This is a genomic window from Paenibacillus wulumuqiensis (assembly GCF_000971965.1).
GTDB lineage: Bacteria > Bacillota > Bacilli > Paenibacillales > Paenibacillaceae > Saccharibacillus > Saccharibacillus wulumuqiensis.
Genome location: NZ_KQ040792.1, coordinates 139,070 through 165,784, shown reverse-complemented (window position 1 = coordinate 165,784; position 26,715 = coordinate 139,070). Strand labels below are relative to the sequence as shown.

The 26,715-nt window shown below is 52.1% G+C and carries 24 protein-coding genes; 7 read left to right on the top strand and 17 right to left on the bottom strand.

The window, feature by feature from the left end:
* Positions 1 to 34: 34 nt before the first annotated feature.
* The 3 genes from WH45_RS00730 to WH45_RS00720 form a co-directional block, all read right to left on the bottom strand.
* Entirely contained in the window at positions 35 to 1,522 is a 1,488-nt protein-coding gene (locus WH45_RS00730) for a DUF4179 domain-containing protein (RefSeq protein WP_046212485.1), read from the bottom strand.
* The gene (locus tag WH45_RS00725; protein ID WP_046212484.1) at positions 1,509 to 2,042 is read right to left on the bottom strand and encodes a sigma-70 family RNA polymerase sigma factor; all 534 of its coding nucleotides are present in this window, start codon (positions 2,040 to 2,042) and stop codon (positions 1,509 to 1,511) included. The genes WH45_RS00730 and WH45_RS00725 overlap by 14 nt, the downstream gene beginning before the upstream one ends.
* A 210-nt stretch (positions 2,043 to 2,252) precedes the next feature.
* A complete protein-coding gene (locus WH45_RS00720; RefSeq protein WP_046212892.1) occupies positions 2,253 to 3,275 on the bottom strand; it encodes an SDR family oxidoreductase in 1,023 nt (340 codons plus the stop codon).
* 203 nt (positions 3,276 to 3,478) lie between these two features.
* Here WH45_RS00720 and WH45_RS00715 point away from each other — a divergent pair, with 203 nt between their 5' ends.
* On the top strand, positions 3,479 to 4,312 hold the full coding sequence (locus WH45_RS00715; protein ID WP_046212483.1) for an undecaprenyl-diphosphate phosphatase: 834 nt from the start codon (positions 3,479 to 3,481) through the stop codon (positions 4,310 to 4,312).
* 240 nt (positions 4,313 to 4,552) lie between these two features.
* On the top strand, positions 4,553 to 5,740 hold the full coding sequence (locus WH45_RS00710; RefSeq protein ID WP_046212482.1) for a hypothetical protein: 1,188 nt from the start codon (positions 4,553 to 4,555) through the stop codon (positions 5,738 to 5,740).
* A 318-nt stretch (positions 5,741 to 6,058) separates the two neighbouring features.
* On the opposite strand, the gene WH45_RS00705 is transcribed toward WH45_RS00710, so the two are convergent.
* Positions 6,059 to 7,120, bottom strand: a complete 1,062-nt coding sequence (locus WH45_RS00705) for an LLM class flavin-dependent oxidoreductase (RefSeq protein ID WP_046212481.1) — start codon at positions 7,118 to 7,120, stop codon at positions 6,059 to 6,061.
* Between the two features lie 360 nt (positions 7,121 to 7,480).
* Complete coding sequence (locus WH45_RS00700) at positions 7,481 to 7,822, bottom strand: zinc ribbon domain-containing protein YjdM (RefSeq protein ID WP_046212480.1); 342 nt, start codon at positions 7,820 to 7,822, stop codon at positions 7,481 to 7,483.
* Between the two features lie 217 nt (positions 7,823 to 8,039).
* Between WH45_RS00700 and WH45_RS00695 the strand changes: the two genes are divergently transcribed.
* Both WH45_RS00695 and WH45_RS00690 read left to right on the top strand, forming a co-directional pair.
* Positions 8,040 to 8,975: a prenyltransferase gene (locus WH45_RS00695; RefSeq protein ID WP_082096470.1), complete on the top strand. Its 936-nt coding sequence runs from the start codon at positions 8,040 to 8,042 to the stop codon at positions 8,973 to 8,975.
* A 181-nt stretch (positions 8,976 to 9,156) separates the two neighbouring features.
* Positions 9,157 to 9,921: a hypothetical protein gene (locus WH45_RS00690; protein ID WP_046212479.1), complete on the top strand. Its 765-nt coding sequence runs from the start codon at positions 9,157 to 9,159 to the stop codon at positions 9,919 to 9,921.
* On the opposite strand, the gene WH45_RS00685 is transcribed toward WH45_RS00690, so the two are convergent.
* The 11 genes from WH45_RS00685 to WH45_RS00635 all read right to left on the bottom strand — a co-directional run bounded on the left by WH45_RS00685 (position 9,884) and on the right by WH45_RS00635 (position 20,126).
* Positions 9,884 to 10,822 carry a sensor histidine kinase gene (locus WH45_RS00685; protein WP_082096468.1) on the bottom strand — a complete coding sequence of 313 codons (939 nt, stop codon included), beginning with the start codon at positions 10,820 to 10,822 and terminating at the stop codon, positions 9,884 to 9,886. The genes WH45_RS00690 and WH45_RS00685 overlap by 38 nt on opposite strands.
* Positions 10,819 to 11,529, bottom strand: a complete 711-nt coding sequence (locus WH45_RS00680; protein ID WP_324292913.1) for a response regulator transcription factor — start codon at positions 11,527 to 11,529, stop codon at positions 10,819 to 10,821. Before WH45_RS00680 ends, WH45_RS00685 begins: the two co-directional genes overlap by 4 nt.
* A gap of 14 nt (positions 11,530 to 11,543) precedes the next feature.
* A complete protein-coding gene (locus tag WH45_RS00675; protein WP_046212478.1) occupies positions 11,544 to 12,257 on the bottom strand; it encodes an ABC transporter permease in 714 nt (237 codons plus the stop codon).
* Complete coding sequence (locus WH45_RS00670; RefSeq protein WP_046212477.1) at positions 12,257 to 13,177, bottom strand: ATP-binding cassette domain-containing protein; 921 nt, start codon at positions 13,175 to 13,177, stop codon at positions 12,257 to 12,259. The genes WH45_RS00675 and WH45_RS00670 overlap by 1 nt, the downstream gene beginning before the upstream one ends.
* Positions 13,171 to 13,836 carry an ABC transporter permease gene (locus tag WH45_RS00665; protein ID WP_046212476.1) on the bottom strand — a complete coding sequence of 222 codons (666 nt, stop codon included), beginning with the start codon at positions 13,834 to 13,836 and terminating at the stop codon, positions 13,171 to 13,173. The genes WH45_RS00670 and WH45_RS00665 overlap by 7 nt, the downstream gene beginning before the upstream one ends.
* Positions 13,836 to 14,600 (bottom strand): lantibiotic immunity ABC transporter MutE/EpiE family permease subunit, encoded by a 765-nt coding sequence (locus WH45_RS00660; protein ID WP_046212475.1) that lies wholly within the window; start codon positions 14,598 to 14,600, stop codon positions 13,836 to 13,838. The genes WH45_RS00665 and WH45_RS00660 overlap by 1 nt, the downstream gene beginning before the upstream one ends.
* A gap of 1 nt (position 14,601) precedes the next feature.
* Complete coding sequence (locus tag WH45_RS00655; protein ID WP_046212474.1) at positions 14,602 to 15,363, bottom strand: lantibiotic immunity ABC transporter MutE/EpiE family permease subunit; 762 nt, start codon at positions 15,361 to 15,363, stop codon at positions 14,602 to 14,604.
* A complete protein-coding gene (locus WH45_RS00650) occupies positions 15,360 to 16,103 on the bottom strand; it encodes a lantibiotic protection ABC transporter ATP-binding subunit (protein WP_200897644.1) in 744 nt (247 codons plus the stop codon). Before WH45_RS00650 ends, WH45_RS00655 begins: the two co-directional genes overlap by 4 nt.
* A gap of 289 nt (positions 16,104 to 16,392) precedes the next feature.
* Positions 16,393 to 17,598 carry an amidohydrolase gene (locus WH45_RS00645; protein WP_235338208.1) on the bottom strand — a complete coding sequence of 402 codons (1,206 nt, stop codon included), beginning with the start codon at positions 17,596 to 17,598 and terminating at the stop codon, positions 16,393 to 16,395.
* Positions 17,591 to 18,832 carry a Zn-dependent hydrolase gene (locus WH45_RS00640; RefSeq protein WP_046212472.1) on the bottom strand — a complete coding sequence of 414 codons (1,242 nt, stop codon included), beginning with the start codon at positions 18,830 to 18,832 and terminating at the stop codon, positions 17,591 to 17,593. Before WH45_RS00640 ends, WH45_RS00645 begins: the two co-directional genes overlap by 8 nt.
* 46 nt (positions 18,833 to 18,878) lie before the next feature.
* Positions 18,879 to 20,126 (bottom strand): hypothetical protein, encoded by a 1,248-nt coding sequence (locus WH45_RS00635; protein WP_046212471.1) that lies wholly within the window; start codon positions 20,124 to 20,126, stop codon positions 18,879 to 18,881.
* A gap of 459 nt (positions 20,127 to 20,585) precedes the next feature.
* On the opposite strand from WH45_RS00635, the gene WH45_RS00630 reads away from it, so the two are divergent.
* From WH45_RS00630 to WH45_RS00620, 3 genes are all read left to right on the top strand, one after another.
* Positions 20,586 to 22,244, top strand: coding sequence for a glycoside hydrolase (locus WH45_RS00630; RefSeq protein ID WP_235338206.1), 1,659 nt, complete (start codon positions 20,586 to 20,588; stop codon positions 22,242 to 22,244).
* A 304-nt stretch (positions 22,245 to 22,548) separates the two neighbouring features.
* A complete protein-coding gene (locus WH45_RS00625) occupies positions 22,549 to 23,007 on the top strand; it encodes a copper amine oxidase N-terminal domain-containing protein (protein ID WP_046212469.1) in 459 nt (152 codons plus the stop codon).
* 60 nt (positions 23,008 to 23,067) lie between these two features.
* Complete coding sequence (locus WH45_RS00620) at positions 23,068 to 24,018, top strand: copper amine oxidase N-terminal domain-containing protein (protein ID WP_046212468.1); 951 nt, start codon at positions 23,068 to 23,070, stop codon at positions 24,016 to 24,018.
* A gap of 206 nt (positions 24,019 to 24,224) precedes the next feature.
* Here the strand turns inward: WH45_RS00620 and WH45_RS00615 are convergent, their stop codons facing one another.
* Positions 24,225 to 26,651, bottom strand: coding sequence for a carbohydrate-binding domain-containing protein (locus WH45_RS00615; protein ID WP_052723549.1), 2,427 nt, complete (start codon positions 26,649 to 26,651; stop codon positions 24,225 to 24,227).
* Positions 26,652 to 26,715: the final 64 nt, after the last annotated feature.

Genomic DNA, 26,715 nt, shown 5'->3' with positions numbered 1-26,715 from the left:
GCCTCTTCGCTACTAGACAGCTGCACGACATCGACTACTTGGTAACTCGGGTAAGAGGAATCTCTTTCAGATAACGCATATTGCTCACGTAATAACACAATCGGTCACCCGGTTTTAATCTCGTTTTGTCATACGTGATGAGATATTGTCCTGCATGAGCAGGATCAGGGAAGATCTCAGCCGGGCGACCTCTTGCTTCATGCATCTTCTGATCGCCATACCACAAGCTATAAGCGACCATATAGGCCTGGTATGCTTCACCTGGCTGTATACGCAAAGTAATTTCATTATCTGTAGACGTTCTTTCCATGATTTTTACTTTTCCGGTTGTCCCCATATCCAGTTCGATAGGATGAGCATCACTTGGCTCTTTCTGAATCGGAACCGGATATTTCTTCATAATAGGTTCCAGATTAAATGTATATGGGACCAGTGTGAGATCGCCGGCATCATCAGGCAGACTGTTGTATTCCATATGTGGAGTGGCAGGGTCTCCTGAAGTAAGAAATGGATGGTACGGGCGATTCAAAGAGTCCATCAGAATAAAATAAACACCACTACCCTCATGTTTGCGACGCCAACTTTCGATCCGTTCTATATTCATATCGATATAGGTTGTCGCCGGAGTCACCTCAACTTCGACTGTTCTAACCACCAGCTTTTCGGGCAGAGAAGCTTTCTTTTTCAAAATATAACTTGCTGTCTGAGGCTGTTTTTGCACATTTACATTATAAACAAATGGAGAATTCGGAGCCTTTTTCAAACTGACTCTGATCTGCATATCCAATTGTGCAGGCATTTGAGAGAGCTGTATCTCTGACGGATCACTGGACACAATCCCATCGGGCAGACCAAACAGAACGCTAGGATTCAGATTCAAATGCAGACGGTATTGATCGGCATGTTCACTTTGATTTTGTGGTGGAACAGCGCTCTGTTGTTCTTTGGCAGAAGCGGCTGACTTGCCATTGATGTAGATTTCCACGTCCTGAATAGACTGTCTCTGCGCATCATGCTGCTGCTTCATTTCGAGATATACTTTTCTGCCATCATATACGATCTTTTCAATCGTCATCGTAACACCCTGCTGCTCTATACTCAGAGAATCAGACTCGCTCTCCTGTTCATCGGCTGTGGTCCATCCCAGATGCGAGGTCAGCTGATAGACAGCAGGCACGCCCGGTACCTGCTTTAGTATATGAGCCATATCGGCCGAGAAATAACCGGAACCGAGTATACCGCCCATACCAATCAGCATCGCGGCCGCTGTCATGCCATGACGCAGCATCCGGCGGGGCTTGCGCTTGGCGACAGGCTGTGCCGCCATCGTATCTGGAACGACTGCTGCTTGCTCCTCCTGTGGATCTCGGGACAGCTTTTCCCTGATCCCCTGTCCTGTCTGTCCCTGTTCGATAGCGTCATATACGAGCTGGAGACGGGACTGTATATCCGGTGGGATCAAATCATTCTCTTCCTGCTCTGCACCACTGCGAAGCCATTGATCCAGCTTATCGTTTTTCATGGGTATGCCCCCCTTCTTCCTGATCTTCGATCCAGCGGGATAATAGTTTGCGTGTCCGGTGGAGCCGGGTTTTGGCTGTGCTTTCCGAGATATCGAGAATCTCGGCAACCTGCTTGATGGGAATATCCTGAAAATAGTGCAGAATGATCAGCTGCCGCTTGTCCTCTTCCAGCTGATCCACCACCTGACGAATATCGACCGAATCATAGGCAGTGTGGGGCGGAGTCGACGTCCTGATCTCGGAGAACGGAATAATCTGCTTGCGCTTGCGCAGAATCAGATTGCATTGATTGATCAGAATGCGGATCATCCATGTCTCGAAAAAATGACTTTCCCGCAGCTGATGCAGCGACTCATACGCCCTGATCATCGTCTCCTGCATCACATCCACAATATCTTCCTGGCGTTTGACCATAGCGTGTGCGATCCGGTACAGTCGCACTTCCATATGCTTCATTAATTGGAGAAACGCACGGTGGTCACCATTTCTGGCATTTTCGACTTGCTGCTGTATATCCAATATGGAATTCACCTTCTTTGCCCTCGACTTGGCTGCCTGTCATGCAGCAAAATTATTCAAAATCCGCACGATTAGATAACCGGAATCCCCAAAAGGTTACACCCCTGGTCAAAAAAATCCGACCCAATGGATGACAACGAAAAACACAGCAGCCCACCTCCAGGTGAACTGCTGTGCCGGTTTAGCCTTTTATTCTATAGTATTCAAGCTCTAGTTTCCATCCTTTACTCTGGCAGCTGCCTGATCCAGCGCCTCGATGACACGGTCGCACCAGGCATCGAACTCGGGATCTTCCTGCTGCAGCTCGGGATGATCCAGAATATGCTGTACGGTGCGGCGAATGCCCTGATCCATTCGGATCGTAGCTACAAATTCCGGTACCAGCCGCTTGAGCTTGGTATTGTCAAACACAACCGCATTGGCTTTGTCCCCGAGCAGACTGCCCCGGTAATCTTCCGTACTGCACGCGTCGAGGAATTCAGACGAGACATGTACCGCATTCAGCTTAACCCCAAGCGTACCGGCGATCACTTCATGAATCTGGTTCCAGGTGACCGACTCGTCGGACGTAATATGCACGGACTCGCCAAGTGCATGAATATTGCCCATCAGCCCGATGAATCCTTTGGCAAAATCTTCACTATGAGTCAGTGTCCACAGCGAGGTACCATCCCCATGTATAATCACCGGCTTGTTCTCCAGCATCCGGCGGGCGACCTGCCAGCTGCCCTTGCTGCCGTGTACACCAAGCGGAATGGAACGTTCGCTGTATGTATGGCTCGGACGCACGATGGTCACCGGGAACCCCTGCTCGCGGTACTGCTTCATCAGGTAATCTTCACAGTCAATTTTGTTCCGCGAGTATTCCCAATACGGATTGGCGAGCGGTGTTCCTTCTGTAATCCGATAATCCGACGGCGGTGTCTGATACGCCGAAGCGGAACTGATAAAAATAAACTGCCTGGTCTTGCCTGCGAACAGCCGATAATCCCGCTCCAGCTGCGCCGGTACAAAGGCGATAAAGTCTGCGACCACATCAAATTCCAGATCGGCGATCAGCTCGGCAACTTTGGCTTCATCGTTGATATCCGCCTGCAGAATGCGGGCATTGTCCGGCAGATCGTCATTTCGATTCCCCCGGTTGAGCAGATACAACTCCCATCCCTGTTCCAGCAGCTGCTGCGTAATCGCCTGACTGATCGTACCTGTACCTCCAATAAACAGCGCTTTCATAAATACACCTCCGCAGATAAAATTTGGATACTGCATCACTCTGTCCTCTACGATAGCACGACGATATCCCGTTTACAAATCAGGTCCAATCCCGTGAAATTTGATTTGTCCAAATCATGTCATGTACAGTATAGGGAGAAAAAGCATGCACCTGGATGGATTATTCCGTCTTCAGGCTGTAGCGCAACAGGAGAGGAGTTATTATGGACTTTCTATTAACCGTTCTAAAGTATCTATTTCTGGGGGCCCTGCAGGGCTTTACCGAGCCGATTCCGATTTCTTCCAGTGGACATGTCGTACTGGTGCAGAAGCTTCTGGGATTGGAAATTGAGGGACTTAGCTTTGAGACATTCGTCAATACTGCCTCACTACTTGCTGTACTGCTCGTTTTCCGCGAGGATATACGCCGCTTGTTCCAATCGACACTCGCCTATATTACCCGTCAGTCTGCTGCTGACAGTGAACAGGGCAAAGAGCAAAAAAACGACTTTCTGTTTGTGATCTATCTGGTGCTTGGCACGATCCCTGCCGGTGTAATCGGTGTACTGTTCAATGATTATATCAGTGAACATCTCAAGGGAGTACATATCGTAGGCTACAGTCTTGCCGTAACGGCTATTGCCCTTTTCGTCATACGCAATATGCGCGGCCGCAAAAATGATGCCCAGCTGTCCTGGAAAGATGCACTGATCGTAGGATTCGGGCAGGCTGTTGCTCTCATTCCCGGTATTAGCCGCTCGGGAGCCACCATCGTGACTGCAATGCTGATCGGGATGAAGCAGGAGACGGCTCTACGCTTTTCTTTTCTGTTATACATACCGATCAGTCTGGGCGGGGCCATTCTGGAGCTGCCGGATCTGCTGGCCATGGAATGGACGCCGGTATTGATCGTTTCTTATGCGGTCGCTTTTATCGCTTCTTTTGTGGCTTCTTTCTATGCGTTGAAATGGTTTATCAATATTATGAAAAATGGCAAGCTGGTCTATTTCTCCGCCTACTGTCTGCTGCTTGCTCTATGCATTCTGATTTTCCTGTAAGCACATATTAACAACTGCTTACAGCGTCTTCCTCTGCACGATATCATCAGCTGCTTTATCATATTGCCGCTCTTTTCACCTGAATTATGGGTAGAGAGTGGCTTTTTGTTTGGCTTTATATAGAATATTTCTCACTGAATCCAGAAAATAATTCTTCAGCTGTCATTATTTGTGGTTCAAAAACCTTATTTTTCGGTATTACATCTTGAAAGACATATTATGTCCAAAGGAGCGAATAGAATGAAAATGAAGTCCAGATTAACGGTTCTTCTCCTGCTCTGCCTGTCACTGGCAGTATCACCTGCAATCGCTTTCAAGACAGCGGATGCGGCACGCCCTACCACGGCGACACCAGCAGCAGATCTGCGTGCGACGATGGCCAAAGTCTACGGTGAACACAGTTACATGATGGTTATCGCCATGCAAAAACAGTTCAACCAGTCCAAGGACCTCCCACAGGCCATGGCTGCGCTGAATGCCAACACCAACAGTATCGCGTCACTGCTGTCCAGTACTTACACGGATGCCGCAGCATCCCAGATCAAGAATCAATGGAAAAGACATATTCAACACTTCATGGACTATGTGACTGCGACGCGCGACAACAATGCGGATGCCCGCAAAGCTGCCCAAGCTGGTATGACCAGCAGCACGACTGCCATGGTCAATGCGATGGAAAGCCAGAATCCGTATATCAATGAGACCAAGCTGCTCAAGAATCTGCGGGCTCATGATACGTATCTGCTGCAATCCTTCACTTCCTATGCGGAAGGCAAATACGGAACTGCCTACTCGGCTGCACACAGTGCCTATGCACGCGCTGCTCTGATCGGTGCTTCCATGGCGACAGCTACGGCAGAGCGCTATCCTTCCAAATACAAACGTACTACGACTCAGACCGAAGCAGCCTATTTCCGTCAGCAGATGGGTGAAGCTCTTGGTGAGCACACGATCCTGTCGATACTGATGCTGCAAAAAGGCAACGACAATGCGCCGGATCTGCCAAATGTCAAAGCTGCCCTCGACCGCAATACCCAGGCACTGACCAACACGCATCAGCGTCTGTTCGGCGCCAATGCGGCCGCTACATTCAACAGCCTGTGGAACCGTCATATCCGTGATTACCAGGCTTACATGACAGCTACACTGAATAATGACCAGGCCGGACGTGCCGCTGCGAAAAAAGACCTCGGTGCCTTTGTCGCTGACCTGACTGCTTTCCAGACCGGACGTCTGCCACTGAACAAAAAGAAAACGTATCAGGCGAACGCGATGCATGGTGCGCATGTCATCACTGCGTTTGATTCCTACCACAGCGGCGGATATGCCAAGTCGTATGAAGCGCTGCGTACGGGATACAATCATATGTGGATGACAGGCAATACGCTGTCTGAAGCGATTGTGAAGAAGTTCCCTTCCAAGTTCTAAATGTGTGGATGAATGAAGTCTGGTCCTCTTTTGAGGATCAGGCTTTTTTCGTTGGTGGGATGGGGCAGCAGCACACTTTTTATTGTACCCCGCGTTTTAATTGCCAAACGCTGATCTCGTCCGCTGCTCTTATTTCCTTTCTTGCGTTCCGTGCAGTTGCATCATGTGGTACTTGGGTAAAGATTCTACTGCTGTTCGGAGTGGAGATATTTCTGTGTAGTATGTACAGGTAAATTCCAATATAAAAGAATGGAATACACACAAAAAGGAACCCGGTGCTTGGTCCGCACGGGGTTCCTTTTGCATTTGCATATGACGTTACTGCTCGCCATTTTCCGCTTCCCAGCGGGCGATTTCTTCTTTTACTCTCGGTGCCACTTCGGTGCCCAGCAGTTCAACGGCGCGTAGTACGTCGTCGTGGTTCGACATGGTGCCGACCGGGGTGTGCAGCATGAAGCGGGTGATGCCTACATTTTTGCGCAGGTTGATGATCTTGGTAGCGACGGTCTCGGGATCACCGACATACAGGGCGCCTTCCATGCTGCGGGCGGCGTCAAAGCTGGCGCGGGTGTATGGGCCCCAGCCGCGTTCGCGTCCGAGTACATTCATGCTCGCCTGGGTGGATGGGAAGAATTTGTCCGCGGCCATCTCGGTCGTATCGGCGATGAAGCCGTGCGAGTGAGAGGCGACACTGAGCTTGGACGCATCGTGTCCGGCATGAGCGGCTGCTTTGTAATACAATTCCACCAGCGGGGCGAATTGTACCGGGCGTCCGCCGATAATGGCCAGTACGAGCGGCAGTCCGAGCAATCCGGCGCGTACGACCGATTCGGTGTTACCGCCGCTGCCGATCCAGACAGGCAGCGGACTTTGTACGGGACGCGGGTAGATGCCGAGGTTATCGATCGCCGGACGGTGGCCGCCTTCCCAGGTGACTTTTTCCGAATCACGGATCTTCAGCAGCAGTTCCAGCTTCTCATCGAACAGGGCGTCGTAATCATTCAGATCATAGCCGAACAGCGGGAATGACTCGATAAAGGAACCCCGTCCCGCCATAATCTCTGCCCGTCCGTTAGAGATAGCATCGAGTGTCGCAAACTCCTGAAATACACGTACCGGATCGGCCGAAGACAGTACGGTTACTGCGCTCGTCAGACGAATGCGCTCGGTCTGTGCAGCTGCTGCTGCGAGAATGACCGCTGGTGCAGACGCCGCATAATCGACCCGATGATGCTCGCCTACGCCGAAGATGTCCAGCCCTACTTTGTCCGCCAGCACGATCTCGTCCACCACCTGACGAATCCGTTCGGCGTGGCTGATCGTCTGACCTGTCTCGATATCCGGTGTGGTTTCCACAAAGGTACTGATTCCGATTTCCATTACAATATCCTCCTGATTTGGGCTTTGCCTGTCTGGCGAGCCGTTGTTTTCTTCTATTTTGTTGATGACGATAGGTGATTCCGCAGTGTTCCTATGCCTGATCAGGCGGTTATTTGTAGTGGGATGCATTGCTTTTCATTATTGCTTTTCATGGATAAATCAAAATATCTTTAAATCGAAATATTATATTATCTTTATTTAAAACTATTTTACTGTATATTGCAAGCCCTATCTATGAGGGCTGGACCGGTTTGCCTTTTAACGGATACCATGCTATCTCTGGCAGGTACCCTGGATGTCTTTGGATGATGCAAAAAAGACACAGGCTGCATAATCGCACTGTGTCTTGTGGGGTGAAGATCAGTTCTTTTTCACAAATTCCGATTTGAGCTTCATAGCGCCGAAGCCGTCGATTTTGCAGTCGATGTTATGATCACCATCGACGAGACGGATACTTTTGACCCGGGTGCCAATTTTGAGTACGGAAGAACTGCCTTTGACCTTGAGATCCTTGATCACGGTTACGGCATCGCCGTCCTGCAAAATGTTGCCGTTGGCATCGCGCACGACCAGCGTGTCTTCCGTGCTGTCTACATCTTCGCCCGGTGTCCATTCATGAGCACATTCCGGGCAGATCAGCAGGTTGCCATCCTCATAGGTATACGAGGAATTGCACTCCGGGCAATTCGGTAAATCCGTCATACGTTCACTTCTCCATTCGTTGTCAGATTCATCTATTTTCCCATAGTCCGGTGCCGCTGACAATGTTTTCACTGTCCTTTTCCCTATTCATGGTTCCTCGCGGGTCTGGCTGTGTAGTATATAGTAGCCTGCCCTGTCGGTGTACGATTACAGCAGTTCAGGGGTGACCCTGCTGTCTTTACATAACATGACCAATTTGTCCAAAGGAGTGAACAGGTTGAGCGATTCGATTTTACGCGCATTTACATGGAAAAACAGCCTCAAGCTGATGCGGCCTGCGGCGGTACTCTGTTCCAGTGTGGCGATTATTTTCTCGGGGGTCTTTCCGCTGGCTGCCTATTATGAGCTGTCTGCCTCTTCTCTCGTGATAACCGCTGTGCTGCTATTTGTCGGATGTGTACTCATTCATGGGGTGTTGACCCATGCGCTAAATGATCATGTGGATTATGTGTCCGGCACCGATCAGCTCAGTCCGGCGATGCTGTCCGGCGGCAGTCGGGTGATCCAGGAAGGACGCATCTCTCCGGCGGCGCTGTACCGATTTGGCATCGGGCTGACGATTGTGCTGGTATTGACTGCGGCGGTGATTGCCCTGTTCGGTCACTACGCACTCGCTGCCCTGCTGCTGATCGGCATCTGGGGAGCGGTGTCGTATTCGCTGCCTCCGCTGCGATTCAGCTATTATCCGCTGGCTGGCGAATGGCTGAGTACGTTTCCGTCCACCTTTTTCCTGGGGCTGGGCGGGGCATGGCTGCTGCTCGGTACTTTCCCGGAGTGGGCGGTGCAAAATGCAATGATCAATGCGCTGTACTGCGTCGCCTGGGTGATGGTTCATCATATCCCTGATCTGGAAGCCGACCGTCAGGCATCTCCGGTCAAGCGGACCAGTGTCGTCTGGGCAGCAGATCGCTGGGGCATCGGCTACAGCCGGCTGCCTGCGCTGCTGTATCTCGGTATGATCGCGCTCTGTGCCGTATGGCTGATCAGTTCGGGACGCTGGTGGGGTGCAGCGGGTATCGCTGTGATCGTAGCACTGTCAGTGTACTGGATTTTCCGAATGGATGTACAGAATCCGGAACAAGTTACGGCCTGTGAGAAAAAGCTGCTGCTGCTCGCTGTAGGCGGCGCGGTATGGCTGGGAATTTTTATCTGAAGATGGGTAGATGGATGCTATAGGGGCTTACCGCCTGATCAGGATACATGGTAAGCCCTTATTTGCTGTATACAGTGCTACTTTCCATCTTTTAACTAGCAATATATTTCTATTATGTAAATATTATTCTCTTCTGCTCTGTTACAATAAGCAGCATATCTATGGAAGGGAGTACATACTATTGAAGACAAAGATCGTCAGCCTGCTAGTCAGCGGGGCTATTTTACTGTCAGGATGCAGTGCCAATGAAACCAAAGTTGGCAGCCCAAATACAGAGACTCTTACCGGCAAACAGGTTACCACCTCGTCTGTGCACAAAGTAAAACACCGGCTCATCGGAACTTCTCCGAACAAGGAAGTGAAGCTGTTCGCGCTGCAGGAAAGCAAGGGTACCGTTACACGTATGCTGCTGGACATTAATGGCAGGCAAAAAGCATGGAACTGGGAAGCTATCGATACAGGAACGCCTCTGCAGGTGATGTATACAGACCTGACCGGTGATCAGCAGGAAGAAGCGGTTATTATGATCAATACCGGTCGGGGGACAGAGCTGGATACTTACGAAGTTCATGTGATCCGGACAGCTGATCTGACAGAAATTCTGGTGCCCGATGCCGTCCAGGTCGCCGAGCAGGAGACCAGCTCCACGATCCGGCGCCAGGGAGACCGGCTCAACATTACGGTGGATATTCATGGCAGGAAATATACAACTACCTATCCGGCGGAAGACAATGCTTACTTTGACCAGTTGAGATATGGAGCCATCAGCATCTACTCCATTCACAATCACCAATTAACTGCTACGGTGAGTGGTAATTTCCATATTGCTATGTTTGCCGGTGATGTGAAGATCACATACCGCTATGATCCTACGAGTCAACGATTTAAGCCTGGTCAATTGGAATTTATTACTCTTTCCCCAGATCCCTTTCCAGACAAAACTTAAAGGAAGTCCGGACATAGGGCGTGCTCTCCACCCGGATCTGCCCATGCTGCTTCTCCACCAGCTTCTTGGTAATTGCCAGCCCCAGTCCGCTTCCGGCAGGAGAGTGGCGGCTGGCGGCTGCCTGATATAACCGGTCGAACAGCAGGGGAAGCTCGTCTGCGGGGATGCCTTCTCCCCTGTCCCATACTTCCACCCAGGCTTGGTTCCCTTCTGTCCACAGCCGGATGCCGTGACGCCCTTCCCCTCCGTGCCCATACCGGATCGTATTGGAGATCAGATTGGACAGGATACGTTCCACACTGACCGGGTCAGCATGAACGAGAACGGGTGCAGCGGGTAATTCCAGCTCGGGCGGTATGCCCCATTTCTCGAATTGATCGATCACCTGTACGATACATTCCTCGATCTTGGCCGTCAGATTGACCTGCTGAAAATGAATCTGGATATCCCCGGATTCCAGCCGGGTCCATTCGAAGAAATTTCCGAGCAGCTGGGTCAGCGCCCTGGCTTTGTCAAAAATAATATCCCTGTATTTCCCCGACAGTTCCGGGTCCCGGATCACTCTCGGGTTTTTCAGCATCTCGGCATACCCGGATAGGGAAGTGAGCGGTGTCCTCAGATCATGCGCGATATGGGTCATGATCTGTCGCTGCGTCTTCTCCAGCTGCATCGCCTGATTATGGAACAGATAGATTCGGTCCCGCAGCTGATTGAGCTGTCCGGCGAGCTGATTGATCACCGGAATCCGGCTGCGGATATGCAAATAGGCAGGCTGCGGATCACGCTGCAGCCTGTCCAGCATCTGTACCATCTGCCGCAGCTGACGGTGAATGACTCCTATGTAAATAGCCAGCGCCACACCGACCACACTGACGATCACCAGCAGGATATCGATCATCATTCCTCCTCCTCATTCCCTCCGAGACGATAGCCTATTCCCCAGACAGTCTGAATATACACCGGGGAGGATGCCTTATCTTCGATCTTGGTACGCAGCCGCCGGATATGCACCATCACCGTATTCTCATCCACATCGGAAGAATACGGCTCCTCCCAGACCGATTCGAAGATCTGGGATTTGGTAAATACGCGCTGCGGCTGCGACATCAGCAGCTGCAAAATGGCAAATTCCTTGGCGGTCAGCGTCCGGTGCTCTCCCCGGATCCGTACCTGATACGTACTACCGTCAAGCTCCAGCTCCTTGTATTTCCATACTTTGTGGGCGGGCTGCTCGGATTCGCTGTAGTAAAAGTACCGGCGCAGCTGCGCTTTAACCCGGGCCAGCAGCTCACCAAGCAGAAAAGGCTTAGTCAGATAGTCATCCGCTCCCCCGGCTAATCCGGCAATTTTTTCGATCTCGGCATCCTTGGCAGACAGGAGCAGCACCGGGATTTTTTTCTTTTCCCGGATGCGCCGCAGCACTTCCAGTCCATCCAGACCCGGCAGCATAATATCCAGAATGACCAGATCGTAATCGCCCGCTTCAAATTCCCGGATCGCCTCCAACCCGTTATGTATTTGGATCACGCCATAATTTTCCACGATCAGCGTCTGGGCGATCAGATCACATATCTCGATATCATCCTCAACGATCATAATTCGGGCCAGTGTCATCGATCCATTCATCTCCTCTGTAATCTCCTGTACATCCATGCGCTCCATACCAGACACATCACTGCCAGCACCGTATAGATCACCAGCGGATGAGCCTGATCCGGCCATACCCCTTTTCCCGTCCTGTGCAGATAAATAGAAGGAACCAGCCACGGGTAGTATACGATCCGGTCCGGTATCCGGATAATCAGCACCAGTCCGAGCAGGAACTGCCCCAGCAGCACGATGGTCAGATAGAGCGATGTCCGGCTGATCAGAGCCAGTACGGCGCCATATGCCGAGAAGCCGGCATAGATCATCCAGGAGACGACCATATCATTGATGAACCAGCTGCCCAGCGCTGCTGCCGATACAGGAACATCCAGCGCCCACAGTCCAATCGCCAGCGTAATCAGCTCCGATCCGAATAACAGCATACCGATGAGCAGCAGACTGGTGAAGATTTTGGCGGTATACCATGCTCCCCAGTGAAAAGGATACGTCTTGTGCAGACTCAGCATTCCTCGATCCTGATCCCGCGTAAACAAATAACCGGCCAAAAAAGTAAAAAAAGTCGGCCGGAACCACAGATTCATATAGGTCTGATCCATCAGGTGCTGCCAGCTTCCGCTGTCTGCCTTGAGCAGCGTAATGAGCAGCTGCAGCACCAGCAGCAGGACCATCAGCCGCAGTACAACAGAGCGTCTAAATAAAAGAAGTTCCCTGTAAATGAGTGTCAGCATCAGCTTCCTCCAGCATGTGAGATCAGTCCGCCTTTACCGGAACCGTAGCTCAGCTCATATACTTCAATCTGTTCGGTAATAAGCATCCGGTTGATGGCGCCCGCCTGATCCAGCTGCTCATAGACAAGTATGACCGACGGCTCGGTTACCCGGTAATGGTAGATGCCCATCCGCTGTTCCAGCAGCAGGCTGGCTTTCTGGTCATCGCTCACTCTCAGAATCAGATGGTCTTTGATTTTGCTGTGATAGACAGTGCCCGGCAGTTCTTCGGTCAGTCGTCCCTCCGCCATCAGTCCGACTGTCGTCACACAGGCAGGTACATCCTGCAGCTGGGATGCTGTCATGATCACGGTCATATGGTAGATTTCACACCATTCCCGCAAAATATGTATCGTTCGTGCACGCACTTCAGGGGATAATCCGCTCAGCGGTTCATCCAACAGCAGCAGTTCCGGACGGTGCAGCAGTGCTCTCGCAATCGCACAACCGCGCGCCGCTTCTGCCGGAATCCGGCCGGCACGCTGATGGGCATACTTTTCCAACAGCAGCAGTTCGAGCATCGCCCGGGAAGCCCTTTTGTCCGGCACTCCCATCATCCGGCGGTGAAGTTCCAGATGCTCATACACCGTCAGATTCGGGACAAAGGATAATGGTTCGCACATGACGCCAATCCTGTTTTTCCAGACATAATCGGAATGAATATTGATGCCGCCAAACCATTCCAGTTTGCCGGATAGCGGCACCAGATCACCGGCCAGCCCGCGCAGCAGCGTTCGTTTGCCGCTGCCCTTTTCACCCAGAATGACATAAAATGCCCCGCGCTGCACGTCCATATTGAGCCGCTCCACCCGGACACCGGAGCCGCCGGCCGACAGGCAGAGATGATCTGCATGTATAAGCCTATCAGGATGATCTACCATCGTCTCTGTCTCCTTACAAACCATAGTCCTCCCCCCAACCAGAACAGCAGACCCACACCTGCCAGCAGGATGGCGGTCAGCAGCAGCTGCAGTCCGGTCGGGTCTATCACTCCATACCCGGTCAGCGTCCGCCAGGCGGTAGCTCCAATCATACCGACTACTCCCATAATGACGGTCAGGGTACGTCCCCAGGCTGCTGCCAGCAGCAGCAATGCCAGACTGTAGGGCACAAAAAACAGCGCAAGTCCTGCCCAGCTGCCCATCCAAAAGCCGGCGTCCGACCCGGCAGACGCAGGCAGCAGACTGAGCAGCAGCAGGCAGACCAGGAACAAGCCGTTGGTCAGTATCATCAGCACCAGCAGCGCCGCCCCTTTGAGTATATACAGGGAAAATACGGATAAGGGTCTGACCAGCAGACCCTTCCACTGCTCCATATGCATCATCGTGCCGGCAACAAGCGCGCAGAAAAACGGCAGCCACAGATTAAACCATATCAGCAGACCATTATCGATCATCATACCGGTCTGCAATCCACCCTGCGGCCTGCTATACGCCTGCCAGGCACAGAGCAGGGCGATCACTACCGGTGCACCGATGACCATCCACGGAATAAAGGTATGGCGATATTTCATCAATTCGGATCTGATGCGGTTGACCATCAGCCTGCCTCCCTTCGCTGAAACCAGAATGCAGCCAGAGCCGCCAGCAGGACCAGACTGCAGGCTGCCGCAGGCAGTACCATCTGCAGCGTCTGAACCGCATCCCCGCCAGGCAGGGAATGCTCCATCGCAAAGTAGGCCGAATAGGCTGCCCGTACTGCCCATGTCCACGGAAGAGCAATCCACATCCCGTTACCGATATGCGTCGTCCCAATAATCGCCGCAATCAGAATGCCGATGCTGCCAAAGCCTACCGCTACAGGCCAGTCGAACTTGACGGCCAGCCACAGGGAAGCAGCCAGAATCGGCAGCGAAGCGATCCATCCGATCAGGATCGCTCCGCACAAAGCCAGCGAACCTGCTAGAGAAAATGGGATATTCAGCAGCCCCATGCAGATATGCAGCAGAGCCAGCAGCCAGACCGTACTCAGCAGCGTCTGCATGATCAAAACGAGCAGCTTGCTCATATACAGCCGCCAGGGAGCTATCGCATGGGAGCGCAGTGCCCGCCAACGCTCAGCCTGAATATCCAGATGAGCGGCCAGCCCGGCGATCAATCCCCAGATCAATACAATCAATGCACCATACCATATATCTCCTACAGTATCAAAAAGATTTAAATAAATCCATTTATTAGCACCATCACGCAGCGGATAGCCATACATCAGGATAATACCCGCAATCGTACACGGGGTCAGCCAGAGAATCCATGGTATCGCTGTCCGCCGGTATTTTACCCATTCCGATCGGATACCCTGCCACACGTTACCCAACCTCTTTTCGGCTGAAAATAAAGGCGCCCAGTCCGGCAAAGATCGCACATTCTGCCAGACTGCCGAATACACTGCCCCAGACGAGTGTCACCTGGTTCGTGACGGCCTGCACATCCAGCGACATGCCGTTGGTCTGGAAGCCCAGCGTCATGCCCAGCGCCCGGATCGGCAGCATCCATGGATAATAGTCCATTCCGGTCACGCCGCTGCTCAGCATAATGGACAGGAACAGTCCGATCAGACCGGCGATCACTGTCCAGCCAAACGACAGCAGATGGGCGAGCAGCAGCATAATCGCCAGCTGTCCCAACGCACACAGCCAGGACAGTACCACTGCATAGAGCAGTGTACTCCACGGCAGCGTACCGTCCAGATTCCACCCGCAGAAGACCACCAGCCCGACTGCCAGCAGCAGACAGGCGACGAATACCTGCACAGACAGGACGGCCAGCTTGGACAGGTACAGACCTGCCTTGCGGACCGGATGAATCTGGAGCAGCTTCGGCGATCCCGATTTCCTTTCATAGGAGACGGACAGGGCTGTAATCAGAATAATGCCAAAAGGCAGACCGATCACCGACCACCAGTTATACACGTTCATCAGCGCCCGCGACCAGTCGGTGAACCCGGGGGCGATAAAGTTGAAAGCCAGCTGCATAATGGCAAAAATCAGCGGTCCGGCAGCGATCAGCCAGAGGGTCAGCGTTCTGCGGTACTTGATAAATTCGGAACCCAGATAAGAGGTCATATTCATCGGTACATCCCCTCCAGTGATCCGCTGCGGCCTGCGGCATAATGCATAAAGATTTCTTCCAGATCTTCCTGATTGCCATGCTGCTGCATCAGATCATCCAGCGTACCCTGATACTGCATCTCTCCCCGACTGATAATGCCCACATCATGCACAATCTGGGCAACTTCGCTCAGAATATGGCTGGACAGAATCACCGTAATCCCCTGCCCGGTAAAGGAATGAATCAACTCTCTCATCTCCCGGATGCCCATCGGATCGAGTCCATTGGTCGGCTCATCGAGAATAAGCAAATCCGGCTGATTGAGCAGCGCCGAAGCGATCCCCAGGCGCTGCTTCATGCCGAGCGAATACGCAGCGGCCTTTTTCTTGGGTAGGGTCTGGTGCAGGCCGACGGTCTCCAACACCTCATCGATCCGGCTCTCCGGCAGACCGAGCAGACGCTGATGAACCTGCAGATTCTCCCTGCCGGTCAAATGCCCATACAAAGCAGGAGCTTCAATCAAAGCCCCTACCCGTGCCAGTGATTGTCTGCTCCATGGCTCGTCAAATAAACGGATGCTGCCGGAAGACGGATGAAGCAATCCGACCAGCAGCTTCATCAATGTTGTCTTGCCGGCTCCGTTCGCGCCCAAAAGTCCATATACTCTTCCTTTGCTGACTTTGAGATTGACGTTGGAAAGTGCCGTTTGCTTGCCATAGGTTTTGGTCAAATTCTGCGTCTCTATAATCCATTCCATCATACAGCCTCCTTGTTCTATTCATCTTGTCTTCATGATATAGAACAAATCTTAACCGGCATTGAAGCAAGTCTTACGAATTCCTTACATCGCTGCATAAATGGTCACAGGATCAGGCAATGACAAAGACATGGTCCCATACCAGCTGGTCCATCGGCTGGTTGCTTGGCATATGCATTAACAGATAATCGGTAAATAACTACAGCAAAAAGCCGTTCCAACGATTCGGAACGGCCTGATTACTACATCATACTTATGGCATTATCCATATGTTATATATCCACTTCTGCACTTACCGGTTCAAATAAGCCCACGCATACTGCGCATACAGCTCCGCTCCGGTCGCCAGCGCATCCTCATCAATGTTGAATTTGCCGTGATGATGCGCCCACTGCGTATCCTTGGCCGCATTGCCGCTGCCTACGAGTGCAAAGCTGCCCGGCACCTCATCCAGATAAAAGCTGAAGTCCTCGCCGCCCATGGTCGGTTCCTCTTCATACAATACCTGCTCACCAAAAGCCGCCGCTGCGACCTGCTGAACCAGCCTTGCACTCTGTTCTTCATTGATCACAGCCTGGGTACCGCGCACATAATCGAGCTTGGCTGTCGCTCCATACAAAGCCGCCACCTGATCGGCATAATGCTGCAGCTGCTGCTCAATATGATCGCGGGTCGCCGGATCAAAGCAGCGCACCGTTCCTTCGATCACCGCATGTTCGGCGATGATATTGAACCGGGTACCAACGGTCATTTTTCCGACGGTCACTACCGCAGGCTGTCTCGGAGCCACCGTACGGGAGACAATCGACTGCACATTCATGACAAAGGAAGACGCAACGATCGCCGTATCGATACAATCCTGCGGCATCGCGCCATGTCCGCCCCGTCCCTGGAAGGTCACCGTGAACAGATCGGCTGAGGCAAAGGATGGACCCGGACTGCAGGCTACCGCATGAGTCGGCATCTGTGACCAGATATGAATGCCGAATACATTATCCACGCCATCCACTGCGCCCTGCTGCACCATCTCGCGCGCCCCCTGGGCGACCTCTTCGGCCGGTTGGAAAATAAGCCGTACCGTTCCCGACAGCTCTTCTTTGACTGCATTCAGCGCCCGCGCGGCGACGAGCAGCATGGACGTATGCGCATCATGGCCGCAGGCGTGCATTTTGCCTTCCTCCTGCGATGCATACGGCAGATGCTTATCGATCTGCTCGACCGACAGTGCATCCATATCGGCGCGCAGCGCTACCGTCTTGCCCGGTCGTCCGCCGTGGATATCCGCAATAACCCCGGTCGGCGTCGTTCTGCGATAGCCGATACCCAGCTTATCCAGATAGTCGCATACCAGGGTGGTGGTATTTACCTCTTCCCAGGACAGCTCGGGATGACTGTGCAGATGGCGGCGCAGCTGGAGCAGTTCTTCGCCGGAACCGGCGATACTTTCCCGAATCCGGGCGTTAAGGATATCTGTCTGTGCCGTCTGTACCTCACTCATGACCTTCCACCTCCGTCGTCAGGGATCGAATCGTCTCATAGAAAATGTGAACGGCTCTCGCCATATCCGCCGCATCCGACCATTCTTCCGGACAATGGCTCAGTCCGCTGCGGCTCGGGATGAACAGCATCCCCACATCCGTCACATCCGCGAATACCATCGCATCATGGCCGGCACCGCTGTTGATCGGGCAGTGGGCGATGCCGAGCTGCTCGCTCTTGTCCTGCAGCAGGGAGCGGATATGGGCATTCATCGCTTTGGGCTTCATGTACAGCTGCTGCTGTACGGATACCCGAATACCGCCCTGTTCATACGAGGCAGCCAGTTCCTCGGTGCGCCGGATCAGGGTCTGTACATGTTCTTCGCGCCCGGAGCGCAGATCGACGGTGAAGACTACTTTATCCGGGATCACATTGGCGCCGTTCGGCCATACATTCAGCCGCCCGGTCGTAATGACCGATCTGTCGCCTGTCTCTGTGGCAATGCCCGGCAGTCCGCTGATGATGCCGGCTGCCGCCACCAGTGCATCCGCCCGGCGGTCCATCGGGGTCGTACCGGCATGTCCTGCCTGGCCCTGCACAGTAATCTCCAGCTGGGCGAGCCCGACGATCGCTTCAACGATGCCGATCGGAATGCCCTGTTCCTCCAGAATCGGACCCTGTTCAATATGCAGTTCAAGAAAGGCGCGAATCGTCCGTGGATCTCTGATCCTTGGCAGGGAAGTGTCCAGCCCGGCCTGCTCCATCGCCTGGATCGTCGTGATGCCATCCTTGTCACGCAGCTCGCTGAATTCCTGCTCACTCAGAATGCCGAGCATCGCCCGCGAGCCCATCAGACCACCGGCGAACCGGGCGCCTTCTTCCTCGACCATAGCGATCACTTCGAGCGGATAGGTTGGCTGGATCTGATTTTCCTGAAATAAGGCCGCCACTTCCAGACCGGCCACTACGCCAGCCGGGCCATCGTAGCTGCCGCCATTTGGCACCGAGTCAAAGTGCGATCCGACCAGCACCGCCGGCGCATCCGGCTGCGTCCCTTCCAGCCTGCCGAAAATATTGCCGATCCCATCTTCACGCACGCTTAGGCCGTATTTCGTCATCTGCTCCTTGATATAATGCCGGGCCTGCACATCCTGCGGACTGTAGGTGAGCCGCGTCGTTCCCTGTCCCGGTGTAGCCGTAAAGGCACTCAGTGCCTCAATATGATCTTCGATCCGCTGCTGAAGCTGCTTCATGGTGATTCCCTCCCTGATTGATCTGATTGAACGATTTTATCCTATTTTACAAAAGCTCCACGAAAATGCCTGCCAGAACGACCGAGACGATCGTAACGGTGATAAATCCGCCAACCAGCATCGGGGGCAGCATCCGGCTGGTCAGCATTTCGCGTTCCTGCTCGTCTTCTGTCAGAGATTTTATCACTTCCGACGTGATGATGTAATCCGCCGGGAATCCGTATAGTGCGGTCAAGGAGACGGAAAAGGCCATTTCCTTGCTGACTTTGAGCAGCCTGCCCGCCAGCATGGAGAATACATACATGCCGATTACCCCGATAACAATTGTCCCGACAAGCTGCGGCAGAATCTGGAGCATCATCTGCGGCGTCGCCTGCTTGAGTCCGTCAAAGATAAACAGCATCAGACCGAGAATGGCAAAGCCAAATCCGTTGGCCTTTTGCAGCGCCTGCTTCTCCAGAAAGCCTGTGCTGGCCCCGATAATCCCGAACAGCAGACAGAGGACGAATGGGCTGATGCTCACCCACGGACCAAGCAGCGTCGAGACCAGATACGCTAGATACGCGACCAGTGCCAACCGGAAAAATTTGAAAAATTCCGTATTATACTTAGCCGGCAGCCAGCGGAACATCCGCAGTTCCGGCTGCGCCTCTGCCGAAGAGACTTTGGGATCGGCAGCGGCGTTGGTTTGTCCACCTTTTGTCGCTGTGTTCGCTCGCTGGCTCACTCCGTGATCCGCCTGTGTCAGCTGACCACTGCGGTGCAGCTGGAGCAGACGACGTCCTTCTTTTTTCAGCATGATCGAGGTCAGCGGATATCCGGCAAACCCCTGCATCACATAGATAACAATCGCGAATACTGACAGTGTAGCCAGTCCCGCTACCTTGGCCCCGTCCGACATAATGACGGCGGATACCACACCTCCGACGAGTGGCGGAATCGCTACCAGCATCGTCTGCATATCAAAAATAAAAGTACCGATCGCAAACAGGAAAATTACAATACCGAGTACACCCGACAGCGCGATGACGATTGTCTTCCACTGCTGCTTGAGCTCACGAATGGATAACAGCGTACCCATATTTGTGATCAGCAGATACATTAGCATCGTCGCAACTGTAGACGGTATGCCGGCAATCGCCACAATCTCTTTTGGGAAAAAGGTCCAATAGCCGATCAGGAACAGAATGGCGCTGATAAATACCGAAGGAATCCAGGCCTTCGTCCGCACCGACACCGCATCACCAACAAACAAAATGAAAACCACCAGTACCAGAGCCAATAACTGTGACATTCCATTCCCTCCTGTCTTCCTGTTAGGTTAAATCGTTATGTAATTCGAGAATTCCGTTATGTACGAATGAGCCCTGCCGCCTCCTTCACTCCATTTTGGGCAATATTAATTGTTGAATATAGTACAGTTCACTGGATCAGTCAACCGAATTAATGCTTTAAAAGGATAAAACAATAAAAAGCCGATGCCCTGGTTTCTCGCTCCGTTGCATCGGTCTGTTGTTAGGTGTTGGTATACGGATTATGCAGCCGAGTTCTATAACTGTCGCTTCCATGAGATACTTCTAACGAGGGCTTATCAGATCATTACTGATCTTTATTTACAATCTGCATTCCTGAAAAAGCTATAATTAGCTATACTTAACATATTGTAAGCGTATACAATAAATGTGTGACATTCACTCCCTACTCTCACCGACACCACAACTGTATCTCTATTCACCAATTCAGAGGAGGAATAATGATGAGAAATGTGCACGGTAACAAAACACGCTTTTTACCCAGGCTGGGGGCGTTATCATTGTCTGTGATGCTGTTCTCCGGCATGGCATCCGGCGCAGGAGCTGCCGCAGAGGACAGCAGCGACACGCTTGCCGCCAAAGGGAACCCGCAGACCGACGTACAGCAGATTACGATCAACGGTCAGCAGCGGTATCAGGAGATCGACGGCTTCGGTGCATCCGGTGCCTGGAGTATCGATCATATCGGCTCTGAATGGTCGGAAAAGAACAAAAACAAAGTCGCCGATCTGCTCTTCTCCCAGGATAAAGGGATCGGGCTGTCGATCTGGCGCTTCAATATCGGGGCAGGCAGCGTAGATACCGATCAGAATATTATCAGCGATCCATGGCGCCGCGCCGAGAGCTTCAAGTCCGGTGAAGACCAGCCATATGATTGGTCCAGACAGGCCGGTCAGCAGTGGTTCCTGCAGGCTGCCAAGAAGCGCGGCGTCGAGGAAACGGTCGCTTTTGTCAACAGTCCGCCGGTATGGATGACCAAGAACGGCCACGGCCAGCCGGACCCGTCGGTAGGCAGCACCAATCTCAAGGAAGACTATATTGACGATTACGCTGTGTTCCTCGCGGACGTGCTGGAGCATTTCCACAAGCAAAAGCTGGGCTTTGACTATATCAGCCCGATCAACGAACCGACCTGGGACTGGAACCGTGCCGGTCAGGAAGGGAATCGCTACAATATCGAAGATATCAAAAAAGTGCTGATCGCCCTTGACAGTGAGCTGCACAAACGCGGCATCGATACCGAAGTCGATGCGATCGAAGCGGTAGAATATCTGTCCCTGCTGGATAACGACATGTACGCTACATATACCGGCAAAGCAGGCAGTACGTATACGAGCGGCAACGCCGGCGGTGCCTTTGAAGGCAAATACAGTGAATATATCAAGGAGATGCTCGGAGATCCGCAGATTGCCGGCATCATCGGCAATAAAATGAGCGCCCACTCTTACTGGTCCGATGAAGCCAAACCGGGCGACGATCGTCTGGTTCGCCTGCGCGAACTGGTGCGGGATAATCTGGATCGCTACGTGCAGGACGCCAAGTTCTGGATGTCCGAATACTGTATCCTCGGCGACCGCGGACCGGGGCGTGACCTGACGATGGATACTGCCCTGGATGTCGCCAAAGTTATTCACTATGACATGGTAACGACCCAGGCATCCGCATGGCAGTGGTGGCTGGCCGTGTCCAAGGAAGATTACAAGGACGGCCTGGTCTACACCGATTACCAAAATCCCGGCGACACCCAATCCATCATCGAATCCAAAACGCTATGGGCCCTCGGCAACTACAGCAAATTCGTCCGTCCCGGCGCACAGCGAATCGACCTGCAGGGTGCAAACGATCCGAACGGTCTGATGGGCTCGGCGTATTATCATAACGAGGACAAGCAGCTATCCGTCGTCTTCGTTAACAGCAGCAACGAAGCCAAAACGATCCATCTCGACGTCACCAACCTGCCGGGCGGCAAGGAAATAAAGCAGTTCAAGCCCTATCTGACTTCTGAACACGCCGACCTGAAAAAGCAGTCCACCGTCTCGGTGAAAAAAGACATTATCATCCCGGCACGTTCCCTGATGACGCTGGTGGGGAAGAATTAAGTACCGGATTACAGACGTATAGGAATGTTTATAGTTAAAATAAAGCCAGTGATCTATTTAACATTCTCTGTTGGCGTATAGATTTACACTAAACAGACCTGATCCAGTCCAAAACAAGTAACAGATTGTTTTGATTATAGACAGTGACCTGCTGCGGCATTATCCTGGTTATTCAAAGTATGAAGTCCCATGATGCTTTTACACCTATGCCAGTTGCAGGTCACTTTCTTTTTTTGACTGGTTCAGCTAAAATCACGGCATGCCTATACGGCTATCGCCAGAATAACGATCAGGAGGGAATGATATGAAAAAGACAGGAGCTATCTTGTTACTGGTGCTCATCATATGTACAACAGTCAGCAACTTGGGAGCAGGAAGAACCGATGCCGCTTCTGTAATTCAAATTTATGGAAATCATGGACTTATTGCTCCTGCCGCTGCTCCCTATATCCACAATGGTACTGTCATGATACCTGTAGATGCGATTAGAAAACTGGATATTCCGGGAGTAACCCTAAGCTGGAATCCACAACAAAAAAAAGCCATAATAAAACAAGCAAACCAACAGATTTCAATCATTGTCACTCGCCCGTTCATTGAAGTTAATGGGCAACGTCTACAATCTGCAGAGAAAGCTACATTTCAAAATGGACGTATATTCGTGCCAGTACGTGTGATCGTCGAAGCACTGGGCGAGCCTGTCGTGTGGAATGCAGAGAATCGTATTGTAGCAATCGGGAGAGCAGTAAGCACCACCAACTAATAGAGTAATAAAAAATACTTATAGTTTAATCAACTACTCGAACAAAGGAGAATCCAGATCATGAACAAAAAGCATATTCCCACTGTCGTATTAGGCTCTATCCTGGCTGGCAGTCTGATTGTCGCTCCACTTGGCGATTCTGTCTATGCAGCCGATACATCGATCCAGATTAAAGGTGTATATGGCATCATTCCATCGGATGTTGCTCCATATATTCGGAATGGTGTGACGATGGTTCCAATCAATGTAGTAAGCAAACTCGGAAGCGATAATACGTATGTATCATGGAATAATACCAGTAAAACGGTAACCATAAATGCTGCTGGAACAAAAACTCTACTACAGCTTGATCAAAAATATGCTCTGCAAAATGGCGTCCGGATCGAATTGGCACAGCCTGCCACTTTAAAAGAAGGCGTCGTGATGGTTCCTTTGCGCTTTGTTGGAGAGTCTATTGGTGCGAAAGTAAATTGGGATGCAGCGAACCGAATCGTATATATAGGTGAAGCCAGCTCCTCAAAAAATGAGCCATCTCCAACCTCCACTGCATCAGCCATTCAGACCCTTTCCAAACAAAGAGAAAAAACGGTATATGATCTACCAAGAACCACATTAGCCACTGAATTGCCCACTGTAGGGATGCAGACGGTAACCCACTATTTCCCGGTAGGACAATCGGATGTATTTTTTGAAGCCATGCCTGACCGTATCAGCTATTATGAAGTGAAAAATAACAAAGCTACGGAAATTTGGTCAGCCAATTACAATGACAAACCATCTGCCAACGGCAAAGACTTACCTTTTTTGCCATACCAAATTACAAAAGAAATAGGAAAGAGACCTTCCATTACTGCTACAGTCGCCTACTACCAATATAGCGCATCCATATCCGATCTACGTTATGGCTTGATCGATATCAAAGGGAATGATACCGAACTGGGTCATACCGATCCTGCGCAGACCAAGGAAAGATTCCCTGTGGATCAAAAAGAACTTGCGCTGGTGAAATGATCTAATTAGCAGCCAAAAAGTCATGATTACTGCTTATGGCTTTTGGCTGTTTACAGTTAACCCTCCATCCATAACATTTATTCCAATAATTATTTACCATTTATCCCATATTTCCACTCTATTCATGAGGTAATCAGCCTTGGCAACTTCATATGTATCCAAATGAAAGCACGGACAGGTTATTGTAACCTGTCCGTGCTTTCTGCTTAATTTGTATCTGTTGTCGTTTCAGCGTTCTGTGTCGCTGTACTCTGGGCTGCACCGCGCTGCGGTCTGCCGCCTCCGCCGCCAAAGCCACCGCCGTTCGGGTTGCTGGCGGATACGCCGGATTCGGACAGCCAGGTGACACTGCTGGAGATATCAAAGTCGACGACTTTGGTGCCACCGCTGTACGTGCCGTCACTGTACAATCCATCTGTCGCTGTGCCGGTGGATGTACCGCCGGTATACAGGGTGTAGCTGCTGCCCTTGGCCAGATTCGGGGAGCTCACGACGACGTACTGGTAGTCTTTATCCGGGGCAAAGGTCAGAATGTTGGTACCGTCACTGTCCTGCAGGTGAACGAGCGTACCTGCTTTCTGCACAGTGGAGTAGCTCATCGCTACCGAGTACTGGGTGGACACATCTGATGGGGCCTGTGCCATACCGGAGCTGCCCGCTGCTACCAGATAGCCGCCTGTCATTTCAAAAGTACCATCATAATCGAGTGTCCCGTTTCCACTGCTGGTCGGGCCGTTCACAATAACCGTACCGCCGGACATGGTGATCGAACCGTTGGCATCCAGACCGTCGCCGCCTGCTTCGACATACAGTGTGCCGCCGCTGATATTCAGCAGCGCATTGCCTGTCGACTCCGGTCCACCGCCGTCAAAACCACCGCGTCCGCCTGCACCTGGAGCCGTCTCTGTACCTGATGCTGCGGTATCTGCAGCTGTTGCTGCTGCCGTAGTTGCCGCTATGGAGGTATCTGTACTTCCGGACAATACGGATGAGGATGCTGTCTTGGTCGAAGTTGAAGTCACTTCTGCTGCAGCTGTTTGGCTGCTGGCTGCCGACATATCCGCTGCGGATGCTGTAGTATCTGCAGCCGTGGTTGTCTCACCTTCCGAAGCATTTACACCGTCGTCGCTGGATACGACATGGGTATCGCCGCCTGCCACGTTGATTACTGCAGCTTCCAGCCCCTCATAGCTCTCGGTAATATTGACTTTGCCGCCGGTGATGTGCAGGTTGGTCTCTGCGTGGATACCGTCATCGCCGGTTGCGAGATTCAGTGTGCCACCGGTAATGGTCACGCTGGCATTGCTGTGTACGCTGTCGTCTTTGGCATTTACGTTGAATGTTCCGCCGTTAATGACGAGGTCGCTACCGGATTTCAGTGCTTTGGCGCTGTCGGATGTATCTTCTGTTGCGGCCGCTGCTGTAGTTGAAGTTTTTGTGGATGTTCCTGTAGTCGTAGAAACTGCTGTGCTCGTCGATGCAGCGGCTGTAGATACAGATGCTTCACCGTCTGCCCCTTGGGAAGCCGAAGTCGTTGTATTGGTTGTACTGGTTCCAGTCGGTACCGCTCCCTGCTCGCCATTCATCTGTGGAGGCGTACCGCCACCGCCGCCAAATCCGCCCGGAGGCATGTCTTCGGTATGGGCTTCCGCATTGGCACTTCCGCCGCCGGTGGTAATCGTATAGGTTCCGCCATCCGTTACCAGCTTGCTCTCTGCCTGGATACCGTCGTTTTCGGATTGAATGGTAAATGTACCATCTGTAATCGCGATGAATCCTTTTTCCGTATCTTCGTCATTGGTCGCTTTGATGCCATCCCCACCTGCAGTCACCGTAAAGGTACCCTGCTCGATCGCCACCATATCTTTGCCGACGATGCCGTCATCCTTGGCTTGAATATTAAATGTACCGGAAATGATCTTCAGATCGTCCTTGCTCGTAATACCGTCCTTGTAATTGGCATTTACATTCAGCGTGCCGGTGCCGTTGACCGTCAGATCCGCTTTGCTGAACAGGGCTGCGCTTGGCTCGTCGGTGGAACTGTCGGCGAATACATATTGTGCGCCATCGGTGATTGTATTCTCGGTGCCTTCCTGCAGCGTCAGGATTACATTATCTGCTTCCTGGATGTAGATGGGTGCGCTGTCTTTGCTTGTAATGCTCACGCCGTTCAGTACGATATGCACATCACCTTCGCCTGTACTGTTAACCACAATCTGTCCGTCGGTCAGCTTGCCGCTGATGACGTACGTGCCAGCCGCCGAAATCGTCACAGTACTGCCGGAAGCTTTGGCTCCGGAGCCGGTGACAGCTGCACTGCTCCCGTTCAGCTTGATCATGGTGGAACTGTCTGCGCTCCAGTCTGTGCTGCGCTCGGCGTCCTTGTACGTGACCAGGTCTGCGCTGGTCAGCTTGACCGGTGTGGTGACTGTTGATGTGGAGATCGACTGGGTCGTGGCTGCTGTCGAACTGGTCGTGGCTGCGCCCGTCGATGGGCTGCAGGCTGCCAGCAATGAGACGGACAGGAGCAGTGCGCTCAGGGTGGTGGCTGCTTTTTGGGCAAGGTTTTTTCTTCCCGGGTTGCTCCATATACCAGATGTGCTGTCCGTTTGTTTTTGGTTTACTTTTCTCATGGTTCATCGTTCCCTTCCATAAATGGACTGTAGTGGTGAAGTGACTTCGGTAGTCTATATTTAT

Excerpts from the sequence above, each read along its gene's own strand:
- WH45_RS00730 (WP_046212485.1), bottom strand. The coding sequence starts at position 1,522 with ATGAAAAACGATAAGCTGGATCAATGGCTTCGCAGTGGTGCAGAGCAG.
- WH45_RS00720 (WP_046212892.1), bottom strand. The coding sequence starts at position 3,275 with ATGAAAGCGCTGTTTATTGGAGGTACAGGTACGATCAGTCAGGCGATT.
- WH45_RS00715 (WP_046212483.1), top strand. The coding sequence starts at position 3,479 with ATGGACTTTCTATTAACCGTTCTAAAGTATCTATTTCTGGGGGCCCTG.
- WH45_RS00710 (WP_046212482.1), top strand. The coding sequence starts at position 4,553 with ATGAAAATGAAGTCCAGATTAACGGTTCTTCTCCTGCTCTGCCTGTCA.
- WH45_RS00705 (WP_046212481.1), bottom strand. The coding sequence starts at position 7,120 with ATGGAAATCGGAATCAGTACCTTTGTGGAAACCACACCGGATATCGAG.
- WH45_RS00700 (WP_046212480.1), bottom strand. The coding sequence starts at position 7,822 with ATGACGGATTTACCGAATTGCCCGGAGTGCAATTCCTCGTATACCTAT.
- WH45_RS00685 (WP_082096468.1), bottom strand. The coding sequence starts at position 10,822 with ATGATGATCGATATCCTGCTGGTGATCGTCAGTGTGGTCGGTGTGGCG.
- WH45_RS00675 (WP_046212478.1), bottom strand. The coding sequence starts at position 12,257 with ATGCTGACACTCATTTACAGGGAACTTCTTTTATTTAGACGCTCTGTT.
- WH45_RS00670 (WP_046212477.1), bottom strand. The coding sequence starts at position 13,177 with ATGGTAGATCATCCTGATAGGCTTATACATGCAGATCATCTCTGCCTG.
- WH45_RS00665 (WP_046212476.1), bottom strand. The coding sequence starts at position 13,836 with ATGGTCAACCGCATCAGATCCGAATTGATGAAATATCGCCATACCTTT.
- WH45_RS00655 (WP_046212474.1), bottom strand. The coding sequence starts at position 15,363 with ATGAATATGACCTCTTATCTGGGTTCCGAATTTATCAAGTACCGCAGA.
- WH45_RS00650 (WP_200897644.1), bottom strand. The coding sequence starts at position 16,103 with ATGATGGAATGGATTATAGAGACGCAGAATTTGACCAAAACCTATGGC.
- WH45_RS00645 (WP_235338208.1), bottom strand. The coding sequence starts at position 17,598 with ATGAGTGAGGTACAGACGGCACAGACAGATATCCTTAACGCCCGGATT.
- WH45_RS00640 (WP_046212472.1), bottom strand. The coding sequence starts at position 18,832 with ATGAAGCAGCTTCAGCAGCGGATCGAAGATCATATTGAGGCACTGAGT.
- WH45_RS00635 (WP_046212471.1), bottom strand. The coding sequence starts at position 20,126 with ATGTCACAGTTATTGGCTCTGGTACTGGTGGTTTTCATTTTGTTTGTT.
- WH45_RS00630 (WP_235338206.1), top strand. The coding sequence starts at position 20,586 with ATGATGAGAAATGTGCACGGTAACAAAACACGCTTTTTACCCAGGCTG.
- WH45_RS00625 (WP_046212469.1), top strand. The coding sequence starts at position 22,549 with ATGAAAAAGACAGGAGCTATCTTGTTACTGGTGCTCATCATATGTACA.
- WH45_RS00620 (WP_046212468.1), top strand. The coding sequence starts at position 23,068 with ATGAACAAAAAGCATATTCCCACTGTCGTATTAGGCTCTATCCTGGCT.
- WH45_RS00615 (WP_052723549.1), bottom strand. The coding sequence starts at position 26,651 with ATGAGAAAAGTAAACCAAAAACAAACGGACAGCACATCTGGTATATGG.